This window comes from Ciceribacter sp. T2.26MG-112.2 (assembly GCF_900492205.1).
Classification (GTDB): domain Bacteria; phylum Pseudomonadota; class Alphaproteobacteria; order Rhizobiales; family Rhizobiaceae; genus Allorhizobium; species Allorhizobium naphthalenivorans_A.
In genome coordinates, this window is sequence record NZ_UEYQ01000022.1 from 38,874 (window position 1) to 57,291 (window position 18,418).

Annotated in this window: 19 protein-coding genes; 8 read left to right on the forward strand and 11 right to left on the reverse strand. The window is 64.0% G+C overall.

Annotation, left to right across the window (positions count from 1 at the left end; genetic code table 11):
- Window positions 1-63: 63 nt before the first annotated feature.
- Together xdhA and DYZ14_RS20065 are read right to left on the reverse strand one after the other, a co-directional pair.
- Entirely contained in the window at window positions 64-1,533 is a 1,470-nt protein-coding gene (gene xdhA / locus DYZ14_RS20060; protein ID WP_154722336.1) for a xanthine dehydrogenase small subunit, read from the reverse strand.
- A gap of 32 nt (window positions 1,534-1,565) precedes the next feature.
- Complete coding sequence (locus DYZ14_RS20065) at window positions 1,566-2,339, reverse strand: 3-hydroxybutyrate dehydrogenase (protein ID WP_154722337.1); 774 nt, start codon at window positions 2,337-2,339, stop codon at window positions 1,566-1,568.
- A gap of 214 nt (window positions 2,340-2,553) precedes the next feature.
- Between DYZ14_RS20065 and DYZ14_RS20070 the strand changes: the two genes are divergently transcribed.
- Both DYZ14_RS20070 and map read left to right on the forward strand, forming a co-directional pair.
- Entirely contained in the window at window positions 2,554-3,600 is a 1,047-nt protein-coding gene (locus DYZ14_RS20070) for an LLM class flavin-dependent oxidoreductase (RefSeq protein ID WP_154722338.1), read from the forward strand.
- A gap of 54 nt (window positions 3,601-3,654) precedes the next feature.
- Window positions 3,655-4,404, forward strand: coding sequence for a type I methionyl aminopeptidase (gene map, locus DYZ14_RS20075; protein ID WP_154722339.1), 750 nt, complete (start codon window positions 3,655-3,657; stop codon window positions 4,402-4,404).
- Window positions 4,405-4,441: 37 nt separating this feature from the next.
- Here the strand turns inward: map and DYZ14_RS20080 are convergent, their stop codons facing one another.
- A complete protein-coding gene (locus DYZ14_RS20080; RefSeq protein ID WP_154722340.1) occupies window positions 4,442-4,672 on the reverse strand; it encodes a hypothetical protein in 231 nt (76 codons plus the stop codon).
- 179 nt (window positions 4,673-4,851) lie between these two features.
- Here DYZ14_RS20080 and DYZ14_RS20085 point away from each other — a divergent pair, with 179 nt between their 5' ends.
- Both DYZ14_RS20085 and sbmA read left to right on the forward strand, forming a co-directional pair.
- Complete coding sequence (locus tag DYZ14_RS20085; protein WP_154722341.1) at window positions 4,852-6,021, forward strand: YbfB/YjiJ family MFS transporter; 1,170 nt, start codon at window positions 4,852-4,854, stop codon at window positions 6,019-6,021.
- Window positions 6,022-6,186: 165 nt separating this feature from the next.
- Window positions 6,187-7,449 carry a peptide antibiotic transporter SbmA gene (gene sbmA, locus DYZ14_RS20090; protein ID WP_154722342.1) on the forward strand — a complete coding sequence of 421 codons (1,263 nt, stop codon included), beginning with the start codon at window positions 6,187-6,189 and terminating at the stop codon, window positions 7,447-7,449.
- 382 nt (window positions 7,450-7,831) lie between these two features.
- Here sbmA and DYZ14_RS20095 read toward each other — a convergent pair whose 3' ends face one another.
- On the reverse strand, window positions 7,832-8,827 hold the full coding sequence (locus tag DYZ14_RS20095) for a polysaccharide deacetylase family protein (protein ID WP_154722343.1): 996 nt from the start codon (window positions 8,825-8,827) through the stop codon (window positions 7,832-7,834).
- Between the two features lie 129 nt (window positions 8,828-8,956).
- Here DYZ14_RS20095 and DYZ14_RS20100 point away from each other — a divergent pair, with 129 nt between their 5' ends.
- From DYZ14_RS20100 to der, 3 genes are all read left to right on the forward strand, one after another.
- Window positions 8,957-9,535 carry an NnrU family protein gene (locus DYZ14_RS20100; protein ID WP_154722344.1) on the forward strand — a complete coding sequence of 193 codons (579 nt, stop codon included), beginning with the start codon at window positions 8,957-8,959 and terminating at the stop codon, window positions 9,533-9,535.
- Window positions 9,536-9,654: 119 nt separating this feature from the next.
- Window positions 9,655-10,326: a tetratricopeptide repeat protein gene (locus DYZ14_RS20105; RefSeq protein ID WP_154722345.1), complete on the forward strand. Its 672-nt coding sequence runs from the start codon at window positions 9,655-9,657 to the stop codon at window positions 10,324-10,326.
- A 38-nt stretch (window positions 10,327-10,364) separates the two neighbouring features.
- The gene (gene der / locus DYZ14_RS20110; RefSeq protein WP_154722346.1) at window positions 10,365-11,792 is read left to right on the forward strand and encodes a ribosome biogenesis GTPase Der; all 1,428 of its coding nucleotides are present in this window, start codon (window positions 10,365-10,367) and stop codon (window positions 11,790-11,792) included.
- Window positions 11,793-11,810: 18 nt separating this feature from the next.
- Here der and DYZ14_RS20115 read toward each other — a convergent pair whose 3' ends face one another.
- On the reverse strand, window positions 11,811-12,878 hold the full coding sequence (locus DYZ14_RS20115; RefSeq protein ID WP_154722347.1) for a glycosyltransferase family 4 protein: 1,068 nt from the start codon (window positions 12,876-12,878) through the stop codon (window positions 11,811-11,813).
- A gap of 301 nt (window positions 12,879-13,179) precedes the next feature.
- Here DYZ14_RS20115 and bglA point away from each other — a divergent pair, with 301 nt between their 5' ends.
- Window positions 13,180-14,844 (forward strand): beta-galactosidase BglA, encoded by a 1,665-nt coding sequence (gene bglA / locus DYZ14_RS20120; RefSeq protein WP_154722348.1) that lies wholly within the window; start codon window positions 13,180-13,182, stop codon window positions 14,842-14,844.
- Window positions 14,845-14,847: 3 nt separating this feature from the next.
- Here the strand turns inward: bglA and DYZ14_RS20125 are convergent, their stop codons facing one another.
- From DYZ14_RS20125 to ade, 6 genes are all read right to left on the reverse strand, one after another.
- Complete coding sequence (locus DYZ14_RS20125) at window positions 14,848-15,093, reverse strand: DUF2442 domain-containing protein (RefSeq protein WP_154722349.1); 246 nt, start codon at window positions 15,091-15,093, stop codon at window positions 14,848-14,850.
- On the reverse strand, window positions 15,074-15,319 hold the full coding sequence (locus DYZ14_RS20130; RefSeq protein WP_154722350.1) for a DUF4160 domain-containing protein: 246 nt from the start codon (window positions 15,317-15,319) through the stop codon (window positions 15,074-15,076). Before DYZ14_RS20130 ends, DYZ14_RS20125 begins: the two co-directional genes overlap by 20 nt.
- Before the next feature lie 14 nt (window positions 15,320-15,333).
- Complete coding sequence (locus tag DYZ14_RS20135) at window positions 15,334-16,113, reverse strand: potassium channel family protein (protein WP_154722351.1); 780 nt, start codon at window positions 16,111-16,113, stop codon at window positions 15,334-15,336.
- A gap of 74 nt (window positions 16,114-16,187) precedes the next feature.
- On the reverse strand, window positions 16,188-16,325 hold the full coding sequence (locus DYZ14_RS24615) for a ParE family toxin-like protein (RefSeq protein WP_332308690.1): 138 nt from the start codon (window positions 16,323-16,325) through the stop codon (window positions 16,188-16,190).
- 102 nt (window positions 16,326-16,427) lie between these two features.
- On the reverse strand, window positions 16,428-16,628 hold the full coding sequence (locus DYZ14_RS20145; protein ID WP_154722352.1) for a hypothetical protein: 201 nt from the start codon (window positions 16,626-16,628) through the stop codon (window positions 16,428-16,430).
- Between the two features lie 53 nt (window positions 16,629-16,681).
- The gene (gene ade, locus DYZ14_RS20150) at window positions 16,682-18,376 is read right to left on the reverse strand and encodes an adenine deaminase (protein WP_154722353.1); all 1,695 of its coding nucleotides are present in this window, start codon (window positions 18,374-18,376) and stop codon (window positions 16,682-16,684) included.
- Between the last annotated feature and the right edge of the window lie 42 nt (window positions 18,377-18,418).

The window sequence follows — 18,418 nt, forward strand, 5'->3', positions numbered from 1 at the left end:
ACCTCCAAACCGCAATGAGGGGCAGACCCGACGTCAAGCCGAGGGTCCGGTCGAAATTGGCCATCACGCCTCCTCCCTCTCAAACCGCTTCAGCTCCTGCGGTGTCCCCGTCGTTTCGAGGAAGAAGCGGGTCAGGAGGTTCTTCGCCGTCAGTTGGCGGTATTCGGCGGTGGCGCGCCAGTCAGTGAGCGGCCTGTAGTTTTGGTCGAAGGCGTCGCGGGCGGCCGTGATCGTCGCTTCGTTCCACGGCTTGCCGAACAGGGCGGCTTCCACCGCGCGGGCGCGCTTCGGGGTGGCGGCCATGCCGCCGAAGGCGATGCGGATGTGGGATACCGTGCCGTCCTCGGCGAGCGTCAGGTGGAAGGCGCCGCAAAGCGCGGAAATGTCCTCGTCGCGGCGCTTGGAGATCTTGTGTACGGCATAGTGGCTGCCGGCCTCGGGTCGCGGCACGCGGATGCTCTCGACGAATTCGCCGGGCCGGCGGTCCTGCTTGCCGTAGTCGATGAAATAGTCTTCGAGCGGTAGTTCGCGGCTGCCCGAGGCAGAGCGCAGCCGTACAGAGGCACCGAGCGCGATCAGCGCCGGGGCCATGTCGCCGATCGGCGAGCCGTTGGCGATGTTGCCACCGATCGTGCCCATGTTGCGCACCTGCTGACCGCCGATGCGCTCGATCAGCCTGCCGAGCGCGGGGATTTCGGCCTTGAGCGTGTCGAAGGCGCGGGAATAGCTGACGCCGGCGCCGATGGTGATGGCGCGGTCGTCCGACGCGATCGTCTGCAGGTCGGTCAGGTGGTTGATGAAGATCACCGGGTTGAGGTCGCGCATCTGCTTGGTGACCCACAACCCGACATCGGTCGCGCCGGCAACGATGGTCGCCTTTGGCTCCTCGGCCAGCAGGTCGGCGAGCGCTGCGACCGAACCCGGCACGATCAGCCGGCGGTCGCCCTTGACCACGGTGATAGTATCGCTGCCCTGCAGGGTCCACAGCCGGGCCATGATGTTGGTGCGGTCGCGCTCCAGCGGGTCGAACAGCGCGCTCGGGCGGGTGCGCGCGACCTGTTCGGCGGCCTTGACGATCGGCTCGTAGCCGGTGCAGCGACAGAGATTGCCCTGCAGCGCCCGTTCGATCTCGGCTCGGCTCGGCTTGTCGTTCGACAGCCACAGGCCGTAGAGCGACATGACGAAGCCCGGCGTGCAGAAGCCGCATTGCGAGCCGTGACAGTCGACCATGGCCTGCTGGACGGGATGCAGCATGCCGTTCTCGGCGGCGAGATGCTCGACGGTCACCACATGAGTGGCGTTGAGGGAGCCTAGGAAACGGATGCAGGCGTTGACGGTCTCGTAAGCGAGCCGCCCGCCGTCGAGCCGTCCGACGAGAACCGTGCAGGCGCCGCAGTCGCCCTCGGCGCAGCCTTCCTTGGTGCCGGTCAGCCGGCGTTTCAGCCTGAGGAAGTCGAGCAGCGTCTCCGTCGGCTCGAAGCTCGAGACGGCGACATCCTCGCCGTTCAGGATGAAACGGATGCAATCAGTCATGCTTTGTCTTCTCTTGGGCCCATCGGCCGATGTTATTGCGCGGTCCAACCGCCGTCTATCGAGATATGCGTGCCGGTGATCTGCCTGGCGGCATCACTGGCGAGGAAGATTGCCACGGCCGCCACTTCTTCCACGGCGACGAATTCCTTGGTCGGCTGGAACTTCAGCATCACGTCGGATTTCACCTCAGCCTCGGATATGCCGCGTGCCTTGGCCGTGTCGGGGATCTGTTTTTCGACGAGCGGGGTCAGCACATAGCCGGGGCAGATGGCGTTCACCGTCACGCCGAATTCGGCCAGTTCCAGCGCCACGCTCTTGGTCAGCCCCATGATGCCATGCTTGGCGGCGACATAGGCCGACTTGAAGGGCGAGGCGATCAGGCCGTGGGCCGAGGCGACGTTGATAATCCGGCCAGTCTTCTTTTCCTTCATCGCCGGAACAACCAAACGAATGGTATGGAAGGAACTCGACAGATTGATGGCGATGATCTGGTCCCATTTCTCGGTGGGAAAATCCTCGACCGGGGAGACATGCTGGATGCCGGCATTGTTGACCAGCACGTCGACAATGCCGAATTCGCGGGCGGCCGTCGCCATCAGGTCCTCGATTTCCTCCGGCTTCGACATGTCGGCGCCGTGGTAGATCGCGCGGCTGCCCGTCACTTCGAGGCTCTGGCGGATCGCCTCGATCTCGCTGGCATCGCCAAAGCCGTTGATGACGATATTGTCGCCCTGGGCGGCAAACGCGCGCGCGATGGCCAGCCCGATACCGCTGGTCGATCCGGTGATGACGACGGTTCTCTTCATGTAAAGCCTCTCCCGATCAGCTCGGCGTTCTGTTGCGCCGCAATAGACAGGAAAGGTTATGCCCGAATCGCGCGGGCTGGCAATTGCGTTTTTAAATGCGGAAGAAGCATTCCTGTGTTCGTGCTCCTAGTCGAACAGTGCGTCTTCGCCGGCGGCATTGGCCCGGACGGGTTCCGGCGCTATCTGTTTCGTCTATTCAAGGAGACGCACTCAGATGGAACTCGGGCTTTACACATTCGCGGATGTCGATCCGAACGCGGCAAACAAGGGCGCGGAGGCCAAGCGCCGCCTCGACGACCTGCTCGAGGAAATCCAGCTCGCCGACGAAGTGGGGCTCGATGTCTTCGGTCTCGGCGAACATCACCGGCCCGACTACATGGCCTCGTCGCCGGCGACCATCCTCGCCGCCGCCGCGGTGAAGACGAAGAACATCCGGCTGTCGAGCGCGGTGACCGTGCTCTCATCCGACGATCCGGTGCGGGTCTTCCAGCAATATGCGACGGTCGACCTGCTCTCCGACGGCCGGGTCGAGATCATGGCCGGACGCGGCTCGTTCATCGAGAGCTTTCCGCTGTTCGGCTACGATCTCGAGGACTACGACCTGCTGTTTGCCGAAAAGCTGCAATTGCTGATGGAGATCCGCGAGAACGAGGTGGTGACCTGGGAAGGCGAGACCCGCAAGCCGATCGCCGGGCGCGGCGTCTATCCGCGCCCGCTGCAGGATCCGCTGCCCTTATGGATCGCCATCGGCGGCACGCCGCAGTCGGCGGCCCGCGCCGGCTATCTGGGCCTGCCGCTGGCGCTTGCCATCATCGGCGGCGAGCCGCACCGCTTTGCCCCGCTGTTTGATCTCTACCGCGAGAGCGGTGCCAAGGCCGGCGTCGATCCAAAGGCGCTGAAGACCTCGATCAATGTGCACGGCTTCATCCACGATACCAATGAGAGCGCCGCCGACATCTTCTACGAGCCGCAGGCGGTCGTGATGAACCGCATCGGCCGTGAGCGCGGCTGGGGACCGACCAACCGGGCGCATTTCGACGCGTCGCGCGGTCCGCGCGGTGCGCTTTTCGTCGGCGATCCGGAAACGGTGGCGGAAAAGATCGTCGCCAACCACAGGATCTTCGGCAATGACCGCTTTCTTTTGCAGATGGCGATCGGCCCGATGCCACATCGCGACATCATGCGCGGCATCGAGCTCTACGGCACAAAAGTCGCGCCGCTGGTCAGAAAGGCGTTGACCCCGTCGGAAGCGCGGGCGTAAGCACCCGCCATCCCAGAATGACAAAGAGCGGGTCTCAGGCCCGAAAGACGCACGATGATTGTTTCCAGCGAAGACGACCTCAACGGCCTGAAGGATATCGGCCGGATCTGCGCAAGCGCGGTGAAGATCATGGGGGCGGCGCTGGAGCCCGGCATCACCACCCGCGAACTCGACCAGATCGGCCGCAAGGTGCTGGAGGATGCGGGCGCCCAGTCGGCGCCGGAATTCTGCTATGAATTTCCCGGCGCCACCTGCATCAGCGTCAACGAGGAAATCGCCCACGGCATTCCCGGCGACCGCAAGATTTTGGCCGGCGACCTCGTCAACATCGACGTGTCGGGGGTCAAGAACGGCCTGTTCGGCGATACCGGCTCGTCCTTCATCGTGCCGCCGGCCAAACCGAAGCTTGAAAAGCTCCTGCGCGACGGCAAGCGGGCGTTGTGGGTCGGGCTGAACCAGGTGCGCACCGGCCAACCCATGGCCAATATCGGCAATGCCATCGGCACCTTCGCCAGGAAGAACCGCTACACGCTGATCCAGAATCTGGCGAGTCACGGCATCGGCCATTCGCTGCACGAGGAGCCGAAGGAACTCTCCACCTGGCCGGATCCGGACGAGACGCGGATCATGGAGGAAGGCCTGGTCTTCACCATCGAACCCTTCCTGTCGCTCGGCGGCCTGTGGGCCGAGGACGGCGACGATCCCTGGACGCTCTACAGCGACCCGAAGGCGCCGACCGTGCAGTTCGAGCACACCATCGTCGTCACCAAGAACGGCCCGATCATCCTGACGCTCGTCGACTGAGGCGAGGGGCGCCCGTCGGGCGCCCGCTCTTGCCGTCTCAGACGGAGAAGGCGACGGCGACGCCCTTTTTCTTGAAGTAGGACTGCATGATCTTGCGGCCCTGGCGGTTAGACTGGGCAAGCTTGGCCGGCTCGAACACCGCTTCCTTGACGCCTTCGCGGGCCATGGCCGCCTTCAGCGCGGCGATGTGGCTGTCGATGTCCTCGTTGTCGTTGTTGATCGAGGTGTAGATGTTGTCGATGGCTTGGCTGAGGGTCAGGTCGCTCATGGGGCACTCCTTGGATTGGTTGACCTTCCACTAGCGATTTTTGCGGCCCGTTCAAGCGGGGGATTGTGAACCGGCTCCGGGCGATGCCTATCCGGGCAGGGAAACCCATCGCTCGCCGTTGCATCGGCGATCAGAATTTGTGGTTTGTCGGCGGTCTTGCGCGATGCAATAAAGCGCGCATGACGACAGCTTCGACCGACCGCCGCCATCTTGTGTCCACCGCCCTTGCAGGGGCTCTTGCCATGGCGGCCGCCATGGGGTTCGGGCGCTTTTCCTTCACCCCGATCCTGCCCGGCATGATCGCCGATCTGGGCCTGTCCTCGACCGAGGCCGGGGTGATCGCCGCGGCGAATTTTGCCGGTTATCTCTCAGGGGCGGTGGCCGGGGCCTATGGCTGGGCGGCCGGGCGCGAGCGGCTGATCGGACTTTCGGCGTTGCTTGCGACCGCCGTCCTTCTCGCCGGCATGGGCGTGACCCAATCGGTCGCCGCCTTCGTCGTGCTGCGATTCCTCGCCGGCGTCGCCAGCGCCTTTTCCATGATCTTCATCACCTCGATCGTGCTTGGACATGCCGCGCGGGCCGGCAGCGAGGTGGTGCAGTCGGCGCATTTTTCCGGCGTCGGGCTTGGCATCGCTGCCTCGTCATTGATGGTGATGCTGGTCGGGCTTTCCGGCTTCGGCTGGCGGGCCGACTGGCTGGTGGGCGCGGCGATCGCGTTTGGCATCTTCGTCGTCGTCGCGCGGCTCCTGCCGCGCTCGCCCTTCCATGCGGCCACGGTCCCGCGCGAGCCGCCGATCGTCTGGAGCCCGGCCGTGGTGCTGACGACGCTCTCCTACGGGCTGTTTGGCTTCGGCTATGTGGTGACCGCGACCTTCATCGTCACCATGGCGCGGATGGGCAATGCGGGTCCGACGGTGGAATTCCTCACCTGGTTGGTCACCGGACTTGCGGCCGCAGCCTCGCTGTTTGCCTGGCGGCCGGTGATGCTCAGGATCGGGCTCGGCGGCGCCTATCTCGCCGGCCTGCTGATCGAGGCTATCGGGGTGCTCGCCTCCGTCGCGCTCCCGTCGCCGGCCGCGCCTCTGGTCGGCGGGGCGCTCTTGGGCGCAACTTTCATGATCATCACGGCCTATGGCTTGAGGCTCGGACGGGCGCTTTCGCCAGAAAGCCAGCGCCGGGCGCTCGCCTTCATGACGGCGGCCTTCGGCATCGGCCAGATCCTCGGGCCGCTGGTCGCCGGCTGGCTGGCCGAGCGTACCGGAAGCTTTTCGGCACCGAGCCTGGTGGCGGCGTTGGTGCTTCTGGCCTCGGCAGGGCTTATCCTGCCGGTGCTTCGGCGGCTGCCTTGAAATGACATGGGTATCGCGGGACGGTGCGAAACTGTGAATTGGCGGCGGCCAAATTCGTCACATTCGGTTGATGGCATTGCTGGCCACTTTTTTCTGCCCTAGTTTCGCGCCAAAGACCGGGTTTCAAAGGCCCTTCCGTCCCCCGCCGAGAAAGCAGCTGTCCCCGTGTTCAAGTCATTCTTTCCGCAACCGCGCCTGTTTTTCACCTCCGCGGCCCTCTGGTCGCTGGCCGCGATCCTCATATGGTATGGCGATGCCAGCGGCTGGGGCGCGCTGATCGGCCTGCCGCCGCTGGCGGAGGGCCAGGAGCCGCCGATCGGTGTCTCGGCCTTCTGGTCGGCGCCCTTCCTATGGTTCTACATCTATTATACGATCGTGGTGCTCATATTCAGTGCCGTCTGGTTCATCGTCAGCCCGCATCGCTGGCAGATGTGGTCGGTGCTGGGCAGCGCGCTCATCATCTTCACCACCTATTTCTCGGTGCAGGTCTCGGTCGCCATCAATGCCTGGTACGGGCCGTTCTACGACATGATCCAGAAGGCGCTGTCGACGCCCGGATCGGTCACAGCGGCTCAGCTCTATATGGGCATGCTGGGCTTTGCCGGGATCGCCTTCGTGGCAATCACCATCGGTGTCTTGAGCCGCTTCTTCGTCAGCCACTGGATCTTCCGCTGGCGCTGGGCGATGAACGAATATTACATGAGCTACTGGCCGAAGCTGCGCTTCATCGAGGGTGCCTCGCAGCGCGTTCAGGAAGACACGATGCGGTTTTCCTCCACTGTCGAGGCGCTCGGCGTCAATCTGGTCAGTTCGGTGATGACGCTGATCGCCTTCCTGCCGGTTCTGTTCAAGCTCGGGGAGAACATCACCGAACTGCCGCTGATCGGCAGCATTCCGCATGCGCTGGTCTGGGCGGCGATCTTCTGGTCGGTGTTCGGTACCGTCTTTCTCGCTGCCGTCGGCATCAAACTGCCGGGGCTGGAATTTCGCAACCAGCGCGTCGAGGCGTCCTACCGCAAGGAATTGGTCTATGGCGAGGACGACCCGAACCGCGCCAAGCCGCTGACCGTCGCCGAACTGTTCGACAATGTCCGGCGCAATTATTTCCGCCTCTATTTCCACTACATGTATTTCAATGTCGCCCGCATCTTCTATCTCCAGGCCGACAACCTGTTCAGCCTGATCGTGCTGGTACCTTCCATTGTGGCGGGCAAGCTGACGCTCGGCCTGATGACGCAGATCAACAACGTCTTCGACCAGGTCCGCAGTTCGTTCCAGTACCTCGTCAATTCCTGGACGACCATCGTCGAACTGCTGTCGATCTACAAGCGCCTGCGCGCCTTCGAGGCGGCGATCGACAATGAGCCGCTGCCGGAGATCGACCAGGAATATCTCGCCAAGCGTGGCGAGGTCCTCGGTACGGATTGAGCCGAGACGCCAGAAAAGGCATGCGCCTTTGACCGCGCCGGAGCGATCCGGCGCGGTTTTGCATTTGGGGAGGAGGGCAGGCGGGGTGGATATTGGGGATTGGTATCAGGCTTTCCGCCTGCCCCGATCGCGCCGGCTGCCTTCGGGTCTTGCGGGGATCATCGTTGTTTCCGCCAAAACCCTGCCGCCACGACCGTCATCGGCACCGCGCCTCGAGGAGGTGGGAATTCCGGTTCGCGACCCGGTGTCCCGTCCGATGACCCTTGCAGGATAAGGCGGATCGCGGCGCGCGGGGAAAACCGCAGCGGCGGTTTTTGCCCATGTGGCTGATCGCACGCGTCAATTTCTGGTGGGGGTGGGAAAATCTTCCCCGCCGGAAGAATCAGGAGGGTGTCTTTACCGGTCGTTCGGCCAGAAGGTCGATCGCCTCGGAGTAGCTGACGCAGGCGACGTCGGCGCGGTGGCAGACGTCGGTCACCAGCCGCTCCATCGCCCGCCAGTAGGCGCCGGCGTTCATCTCGACGAAATGAAAGCCCAGTTGCAGCGGAATGCGCTCGCCCTCGTACTCTTTGTCGAAGGCCGCCTTGAAGGCCGCGTAGCTGCGCGCCTCGAATTCCTGTGATTGCGAGGGATTGTCCATGCCGGCGGAATGGCGGACGAAGAGATTGTAGTCCATGCCGATGATGTTGCGGTTCTGCGGGCCTTCGGGAATGAGCGGCAGACCGAAGCGGAGGAGCGCTCCGTCCTCGTCCGGCAACATCGCCCCCTTGGTGACGAGGCTCGCATCATAGGCAAAGCCGAAGTCCTTCTCCGCCGCAGCGAGGCTGTCCGGCGCCGACAGATAGGGGGCGCGGAATCCGCGAATGCCGGTGCGGGCAAAGGTCGCCCAGCCGTCAGGCTCGCGGTCGGCCAGACCGTTCGCCTTCCAGGCATTGGTGACGATGTCGCGGAAGGTCTGGAATTCGGATAGCCAGTCGGCCTTCGACCAGTCCTTGCCGTCGAAATGGCCGCAAGCATGGTTGGCGATCTCGTGGCCTTCCTGGCGTGCGGCCCAGATGTGGTCGAGGCGGACGGCGACATCCTCCACCGTCGGGGCAAAGCCGATATTCGACCGGCCGGCCTTCATGCCCGGCGCCCTGTATCCCTTGGCCTTTTCGCGCGGGATCAGCGTGGTGCAGGAGAGGAAATAGGTGAAATGGGCGCCGGTGCGGCGGGCGATGTCGCGGCTCTTGGCCCAGAGCGCATTGTCATGTGCGCCGTCGAAGGAGATCAGCAGCAGCTGTTTCGGCCGGGCCGGTTCCGGCATGGCTGACGGTTCGGCAAGCGCCGGCGGGGCGAGGAGAAGGGCGAGACAAAGAGCGGCAAGGGAACGCGACATCGGAAAAACCTGGAAAAAATCAAGAGGGGTTCCTGTCAGCCAAATGCGGCGAAGCTTTGAACAGGCTGGAATTTCCCGTCCGGGACCTTTATGCCATGGAGACGAAAGTTCAATTTTGGGGTTCCATCGATGACCATCCTGATCCTCGGGATCATTCTCTTTATCGGCACGCACATGATCCGTATCGTGGCGCCCGGTTTCCGTTACGCCATGGTGCAGAAGTTCGGTGAAAACGGCTGGAAGGCCGTGCATGGCCTGGCCAGCCTCGTTTCGCTCGTCGTGCTGGTTCTCGGCTGGCAGCAGGCGCCGGTCGTCGACATGTGGTTTCCACCGAAGGGCATGACCCACCTGACCCTGACGCTGATGCTGTTCGCCATGATCTGTCTGGTCGCGGGCCTGCTTCCGGCCGGCCATATCGCCACCAAGGCCAAGCATCCGATGGTGCTGTCGGTGAAGATCTGGGCGCTCGCCCATCTTCTCTCCAACGGCGATCTGGCTTCCGTTCTGCTGTTCGGTTCCTTCCTTGCCTGGGGCGTGATTACCCGCATCTCGCTGAAGCGCCGCCAGCGCGCCGGCGAAGTGACCCTTCGCCCGTTCGTTTCGGCCAAGTGGGACCTCGCGGCCGTCGTCGTCGGCCTGGCGGTTTACGGCCTGTTCGTCTGGAAGCTGCACGCGCTTCTGTTCGGCGTCGCGCCCTTGCCCATGTAGGGCATCGCATCCGACAACCGGCCTTCCTGCCGTTTTCCGCTTACAAGAGCGGAAAAATCGGTTAGAAGGCCGCTCACGCATCCCATTGCATCGAAAGGCCGGCCGGTCCGGAAGCATTCATGGTTGACAACAACGACAGCTTTATCCGCGAAGTGAACGAGGAACTGCGCTCCGACCAGTTCCGCAGCGCGTGGAAGAATTACGGCCGGTTCGTCATCGCCCTTGCCGTGCTGATCGTCGTCGGCACCGCCGGCTATCGCGGCTATGAATACTGGCACGAGAGCCAGTCGTCGGATGCCGGCGACAAGTTCCTGGCCGCCCTGACACTGGCCAATGAAGGCAAGGCAGACGAGGCGCAGGCAGCACTTGCGGCGCTGGAAACCGATGGTTACGGCGCCTATGCGGTGCTGGCGCGCATGCGCTCGGCCACCGTCGAGGCGGAAAAGGGCGATGCGTCCGGTGCCATCAAGGCTTTTTCCGAGATCGGCAAGGACAGCTCCGTTCCGGTCGTCATCCGTGACGTCGCCCGCATGCGCGCGGCCTGGCTGCTGATCGACGCCGGCACTTATGAACAGGTCTCGGCGGAAGTCGAGGCCATGGCGACACCGCGCGACGCGCTGCGTCATTCGGCGCGCGAAGCGCTTGGTCTTGCGGCCTACAAGGCCGGAGACATGACCAAGGCGCGCGAGTGGTTCACGCAGATCACCGAGGACACCGAAGCGCCGCGCAATGTCGCCAGCCGGGCGCAGATGATGCTCGACACCATCAAGGCTTCCGGCAAGGCGCCGTAAGCCGACAAGGCGGAAACGCCGGAAGGACACGACCAGTCATGAGTTTTACCGTCGCCATCGTCGGGCGCCCGAATGTCGGCAAGTCGACCTTGTTCAACCGTCTGGTGGGCAAGAAGCTGGCGCTTGTCGACGACACGCCGGGCGTCACGCGCGACCGTCGCCCGGGCGACGCCAAGTTGATCGACCTTCGCTTCACCATCATCGACACCGCCGGTCTCGAAGAGACCGGGCCGGACACGCTCGAGGGCCGCATGCGCGCCCAGACCGAGGCGGCGATCGACGAGGCCGATCTGACCTTGTTCGTCGTCGATGCCAAGGCTGGTTTGACCCCGCTCGACAAAACCTTCGGCGAACTGCTGCGCCGCAGCGGCAAGCCGGTGGTGTTGGTCGCCAACAAGTCCGAAGCCAAGGGCTCCGACGGCGGTTTCTACGACGCCTTCACGCTCGGCCTTGGCGAGCCGGTGCCGGTTTCGGCCGAACATGGCCAGGGCATGATCGACCTGCGCGATGCGATCGTGGCAGCGATCGGCGAGGAAACGGCCTTCCCGGAAGAGGTCGACGAAGCGGAAACCAATGTTCGCGTTTCGGCCGACGAAGTCGGCGACGAGGCCGGCGAGGACATCGAACCGGAATATGACGAGACCAAGCCGCTGCGGGTCGCCATCGTCGGGCGTCCGAATGCCGGCAAGTCGACGCTCATCAACCGCTTCCTCGGCGAGGACCGTCTTCTGACCGGGCCCGAGGCCGGCATTACCCGCGACAGCATTTCGGTCGAATGGGACTGGCGCGGTCGCACAATCAAAATGTTCGACACCGCCGGCATGCGCCGCAAGGCTCGCGTGCAGGAGAAGCTGGAAAAGCTCTCCGTCGCCGATGCGCTGCGCGCCATCCGCTTTGCCGAAACCGTCGTCATCGTCTTCGACGCGACCATCCCCTTTGAGAAGCAGGACCTGCAGATCGTCGACCTGGTGCTGCGCGAAGGCCGCGCCGCGGTACTGGCCTTCAACAAGTGGGACCTCGTCGAGGACCCGCAGGCGGTGCTGGCCGAACTGCGGGAAAAGACCGAGCGGCTTCTGCCGCAGGCGCGCGGCATCCGCGCCGTGCCGATCTCCGGCCAGACGGGCTACGGGCTCGACAAGCTGATGCAGTCGATCATCGATACCGACCGCACCTGGAACAAGCGTATCTCGACCGCCAAGCTCAACCGCTGGCTCGAACATACGCAGGTCCAGCATCCGCCACCGGCCGTTTCGGGCCGGCGCATCAAGCTGAAATACATGACCCAGGTGAAGGCGCGCCCGCCGGCCTTCATGATTTCCTGCACCCGCGCCGATGCGCTGCCGGAAAGCTATGTGCGCTATCTGACCAACGGGTTGCGCGCCGATTTCCAGATGCCGGGCGTGCCGATCCGCATCCATTTCAAGGCGGCGGAGAACCCGTTCGAGAACCGCAAGAAGAAGCGCTGACGGGCAGGGGCCGCGTCGTCAGGCATCCGCCGGGCGGACCGGCAGTCGCCGCGACAGGCGCCGCCGCTTGGCCTGCGTCTTCGCCTCGATGACGTTGTCGAGGAACTGCTTCGTCGCAGCCTGCCAGGTATAGCCTTCGGCGAGGTGGCGTGCCTCTTCGCGCGATCGATTGAGCGCGGAAAGGCAGGCCTTGCCGAGATCCTCGTCCAGCGCGCCGGCGCCGCTCGCCGCGGGGATGATGTCGGCAGGGCCGGTGACCGGATAGGCGGCGACCGGGATGCCGGAGGCGAGCGCCTCCAGGATGGTGTTGCCGAAGGTATCGGTCTTCGATGGGAAGACGAAGACATCCGCCTCGGCATAGGCCCTGGCCAGCTCCTCGCCGAATTTCACGCCGGTGAAATGCACGTCCGGATAGCGGGCCTGAAGATCGGCGCGGGCCGGGCCGTCGCCGACAACGACCTTGGAGCCCGGCAGGTCGAGATCGAGGAAGGCGGGCAGGTTCTTCTCCACCGCGACGCGGCCGACCGTCATGAAGATCGGACGGGTGAGGCCGAACGGTTTTTCGCTCTGCGGCCGCGGATGGAAAAGCGAAAGATCGATGCCGCGGCTCCACAGGCACAGATTGGCAATGCCCTTGGCCGTGAGCTCCCGCCTGAGGCTCTCCGTCGCCACCATGCAGGCGCCGCCGCGATTGTGGAACCAGCGCACATAGGCATAGAGCCAGGAGAGCGGCACGGGCACGCGGGTGCGCACATATTCGGGAAAGCGGGTGTGGTAGCTCGTCGAGAACGGCATGTGCTTCTTCAGGCACCAACGCCGCGCCATAAGCCCGAGCGGGCCCTCGGTGGCGATGTGCATGAAGTCGGGCTTTTCCGCCTCGATCCGGCGGGCGATCTGGCCGTAGGTGGCGAGCGACAGGCGGATTTCCGGATAGGTCGGCATGGGGATGCTGCGAAACGGCTGGGGCGTGATCATCGCCACCTCGTAGCCCATGGCCGCCAGTTCGCGGTTGGTGGTCTCGATCGAGCGGACGACGCCGTTAACCTGCGGGTGCCAGGCATCGGTGACGATCATGATCTTGGGCATGGCGTGGTCGCTGTTCTCTCGGGTTGCGGGCCGGCGGCGCATCGCCGTTTGCCCGCGTCGCGTCCCCTTGGAAGCCCGCGAGCGCGGGGAGGGCCTCGGGACTCAAAAGGTGCCCTCATCGTTCAGGGCCGTTATGGGCGGGCAATGTTACAACCGCATGTCAGGCCCGTGACGCAGGAGGAGGGGTGGCCGGGCTTGCTGCATCTCTTGTCGGCGACGCGATTTCTGCCCTCGCCTCCGGCGCGGCTTGGCCTATATTCGCAGGCGCACCCACCGTTTTCCCATCCCCCAAGGAGCGCGCATGACGAAGAGCCCGGCCAAGGCCAAGCCCCAGAAGAGCAATGCGGACTGGTGGCGCGGCGCCGTCATCTACCAGGTCTATCCGCGCTCCTTCCAGGACACAGACGGCGACGGGATCGGCGACCTCAAGGGCGTGACGGAACGGCTGCCCTACATCGCCTCCCTCGGCGTCGACGCCATCTGGCTTTCGCCCTTCTTCACCTCGCCGATGGCCGACATGGGCTATGACGTTTCCGATTATTGCGACGTCGACCCGATGTTCGGCACGCTTGCCGATTTCGACGCGATGATGGCCGAGGCCCATCGTCTGGGCTTGAAAGTCATCATCGACCAGGTGCTGTCGCATACCTCCGACCAGCATCCATGGTTCAAGGAGAGCCGGGCGAGCCGCGACAATCCCAAGGCCGACTGGTACGTCTGGGCCGCCGCCAAGCCGGACGGCACAGCGCCGAACAACTGGCTCTCGGTGTTCGGCGGCCCCGCCTGGGAGTGGGACGGGGTGCGCAAGCAATATTACATGCACAATTTCCTCGCCTCGCAGCCGGACCTCAACTTCCACAACCGAGACGTCCAGCAGGCGCTGCTCGACACGGTCAGGTTCTGGCTGGAGCGCGGCGTCGACGGCTTCCGCCTCGATACTGTGAACTATTATGTCCACGACAAGGAACTGCGCGACAACCCGGCGCATGTGCCCGACAGCGAGGAGGCGGGGCTCGATGCGCCGGACGTCAATCCCTACGGCATGCAGAGCCATCTCTACGATAAGACCCAGCCGGAGAATATCGGCTTCCTCAAGCGGTTCCGCGCGCTTCTCGACCAGTATGACGGCCGCACCTCGGTCGGCGAAGTGGGCGACGGGGCGCGCTCGCTGAAGACGGTGGCGGCCTATACCGCCGGCGGCGACAAGCTGCACATGTGCTACACATTCGATCTGCTTGGTCCGGACTTCACGCCGAACCACATTCGCCATTGCGTCGACGCCTTTCACAATTCCGTCGCCGACGGCTGGGTGTGCTGGGCCTTTTCCAACCATGACGTCAACCGCCATGTCAGCCGGTTTGCCCAGAACGGCGAGGAGCGGGAAGCGGTGGCCAAGATCGCCATCAGCGTGCTTTCGACGCTGCGCGGTTCGATCTGCCTCTACCAGGGCGAGGAACTGGGACTGCCGGAGGCGGAACTCCAATTCGAGGACCTGACCGACCCCTACGGTATCCGCTTCTGGCCGGCCTTCAAGGGGAGGGACGGGTGCCGCACCCCGATGCCCTGGGCTTCGGCAAAGCCGCATGCCGGCTTCACCACGGCGGCCAAGGCCTGGCTCAGGGTGCCGGCCGACCATGCCGTCCTTGCGGTCGACACGCAGGACGGCAGGGAAGGCTCGGTGCTCGAGCACTACCGCCAGACGCTCGCCTTCCGCAAGGCGCATGCAGCCCTCACCGACGGCGACATGGAATTCCTCGATCTCGACGAGGATGTGCTCGCCTTCACCCGCAAGAAAGGCGAGGACCGGCTGCTCTTCGTCTTCAACCTGAGGCGCGGTCCGCAGGAGGTGAAGCTGCCGCCGCGAATCGCGATCAAGGAACTGGTCGGCATGCCCGGCCTTTCCGGCAGCCTGGTCGATGGCGTGGTGCTGGTCGAGGCGCTGGACGGCTTTTGCGCGCGGATCTGAGGATCAGGCGGCCGGGCGATTGATTGTCCGGTCGCTCCGCCCCGCAATCAGGCCTGCAATCGATATGTCTTCGTCCAGGGAGTCCCAGTGTATGCCGCCGGCGCTGAGTTCATATGAGAGTCGCTGCGCCGTCGTCGCCATCAAGAGTTTGGGAAACCACGCAAGTGGTATGCCCAGCACACGACCGTCATCGAGCGACACCCACATGGTGTCGTTGTCAAACCGAACCTCAGTCGCCGAAATAATCACGCCAAGCCTCTGCAATCAGAACGCGGTGAGTGAAGACAATGCGAAGGATAGCAGATTGGTCCTTGCTGTTGAAGCCTTTGCTCTCTGCCACGCCGATCGTCGGTTCGAGCCAGATTTTCGCCTCGGAACCGGCTTTGCGAACATGGATGTGGATCGGTTCGCGGGGATCTCCCTCGTTCGAATAAAAGAAGAAGATGTAGCCGTCGAGGCGAAGCATGACAGGCATGGCATCCGCCTCTCTCAGAGCCCTTCGTCGGGGATGTTGAGGATATGGCCGCAGGCCTTGCAGTGGACGGCGTCGGCATCGTGCCGCTGCAGGCCGCATTCGGGGCAGGGGAAGGTGACCTTGTAGGGCCGCACGATCGCCTGGGCGAGGCGGACGAAGAGCGAAATGCCGATGATCATGGTGACGATCGAGGTCAGCTTGCCGAACGTGCCGGGCAGGGTGATGTCGCCGAATCCTGTGGTCGTCACGGTGGCCACGGTGAAATAGAAGGCGTCGATGAAGCCGGTGCCGGCATCCTCGCGGTAGAAGAAGAAGGTGTAGACGAAGCCCGTCACCAGGAAGAGGAAGACGAACAGGTTAATGAAGGCGGTGACGACATCGACCTGTTCACGCAGGCCGAGGCGCCGCAGCATCAGCTTGAAGACCGGCCGCTGAGCGACCGCCCAGATGCGGGCGACGCGCAGGAAGCCGAAGTTGAAAAGCCATTGCGGGAAAAGCAGGGTGCAAAGGACGAAGAGGTCCACCCAGACGATCGGCTTTGCAAACATGCGCCGTGTCGAGGATGAGATCGTCCACTGCGCGAACAACTCGGCGCCGATCCAGAAGGCGATCAGATAGTCGATGACCAGATAGCTCGGCCGGTCGCGCAGGTAGGGACCGGCGAGGAAGAAGGCGATGATGGCAAGATCGATCACCATCAGCGCGAACTGGAACCGGATCGCTGCCGTGTCCTGGCCGAAATAGAGGCGGGCGAGGCGCTGTCGGAGGCTCAGAGCGATTTCGGCAGGGGGCATCGAGGTTTCCTAATAGTGGTAGCGGCATAGGACGACAGCCAAAGGGCTAGTCGGCAGTGTCACACAAATTTGGGCTAGCCCGTCAACTTGTCATAGTCGGCATGGGAACCGATCCAGAACCATACGAGGTCGTCGCCGGTCCGGACGGCGAGCGCCCGATAGGCGATCCCGACGCGGGCGGACCATAGTTTGCCGATTTGCTTGAAATGCAACGAGGGATGATAGGGATCGGCCTTCAGCCTTTCGAAGTTCCCGCCATATGGTCTCCGGCAGTGCATCGTAGCAGGCCCGGAATTCGGCGGTGGCGTGATGGTTCACAGCGGTCTGCTGTCCCCCTTGCGGAAAGCGGCGAGAGCAGCGTCGGCGAGGGCGTCCAGCTTTCCGCTTGCCGAATCCCTCTCGATGCGCCGGTCCCAGCGGTCGGCGATCAGTTCTTCGAACCAGCGGGCGAAGGCATCGAACTCCTCCGGCGGCAGGTCGCGGACGAACTTCTCGATCTGTTCCAGTTTCGTCATGTGCGTCTCCATCCCGTTCAAGATAGTGCGTGTGGCGCGCACTGCCAAGCGGCTCACCCGATCAGCCGGAACTTGTCGACGTCGACCATGCCCTTGTCGGAGATCTTCAGGTGGGGGATGACCGGCAGCGGCAGGAAGGCGACCTGGAGGAAGGGTTCGGTGAGCGTGGTGCCGAGGGCATAGGCCGCCTGGCGCAGGTCGTGCAGCGTGTCGCGCACCACCTCGAAGGGCTCCAGGCTCATCAGGCCGGCGACGGGCAGGGCGATCTCGCCGGTGACGTGTCCGTCCTCGACGACGACGAAGCCGCCCTTGATCTCGCCGAGGCGATTGGCGGCCATCGCCATGTCGTCCTCCGAGACGCCGACCACGCAGATGTTGTGGCTGTCATGGCCGACGGTCGAGGCGATCGCGCCCTTCTTCAGGCCAAAACCCTGGACGAAGCCGTTGGCATGGTTGCCGTTCTTGCCGTGGCGCTCGATGACGGCGACCTTGATGATGTCGCGGTCGAGATCGACGGTGGTCTGGTTGCCGTTCGAGGGCAGGCGGAAGCGGCGGTATTCGGTGATGATCTTGCCCGGCAGCACACCCATGACCGGGGTCTCGCCCTCGGTGACCGGAACGCCGAAATCGGCGCCCTTGACATGCCGCGCCTTGACGCTGTCGAGGCCGACGGGGGCGACGGTCTCGCGGGTCGCGAACAACGCGTCGGTGACGCACCGGCCGGCACAGAAGACCATCTTGGCCTTGCAGTTTTCCAGGCTGTCGATGACGACGAGGTCGGCGCGCCAGCCGGGGGCGACGAGGCCGCGGTCGCGCAGGCCGAAGGCGCGGGCCGCCGAGATCGAGGCGGCGCGGTAGACGGCGATCGGCGCGACGCCATGGGCGATGGCGGTGCGGATCATGTAGTCGAGATGGCCTTCCTCGGCGATGTCGAGCGGATTGCGGTCGTCGGTGCAGAGCGCGAGGAAAGGCGAGAGCCGCTCGGTCAGGATCGGCATCAGGGCGTGCAGGTCCTTCGATACCGAGCCCTCGCGCACCAGGATGTGCATGCCCTTGCGGATCTTCTCCATGGCTTCCGGCACATTGGTGCATTCGTGGTCGGTGCGGATGCGAGGGGAGAGATAGCCGTTGAGATCACGGCCGGACAGCAGCGGCGAATGGCCGTCGATATGGCCGTCCTGGAAGGCTTCGAGCTTGGCCAGGCAGATCGGATCCTTGTGGATCACGCCGGGAAAATTCATGAATTCGGCAAGGCCGATCACCTTGGGATGGTGGCGGAAGGGCAGGAGCCGTTCGATCGGCAGATCGGCGCCGGAGGTTTCCAGATGGGTCGCCGGCACGCAGGAGGAAAGCTGGACGCGGATGTCCATGATCGTCCGTTCGGCCGAATCGAGGAAGAACTGGATGCCTTCGGTGCCCAGCACGTTGGCGATCTCGTGCGGGTCGCAGATCACGGTGGTGACGCCATAGGGCAGGACGCAGCGGTCGAATTCGTGGGGCGTGACGAGCGACGATTCGATGTGCAGATGGGTGTCGATGAAGCCCGGCACGACGATCTTGCCGGAAATGTCGATTTCCTCGCGACCCTCATAGGCTTCGCCGGTGCCGACGATGGTGTCGCCGCAGAGCGCGATGTCGGAGGAGACGAGATCGCCGGTGACAAGATCGAAGAAGCGCCCGTTTTTCAGCACGATGTCGGCGGGGATGCGGCCCATGCCCTGGTCGATGCGGTTTTCCAAGGTGCTCATGCGCGGTCACTCCGATTCCGGTTCAAGGGGAGTGTAGCGGGC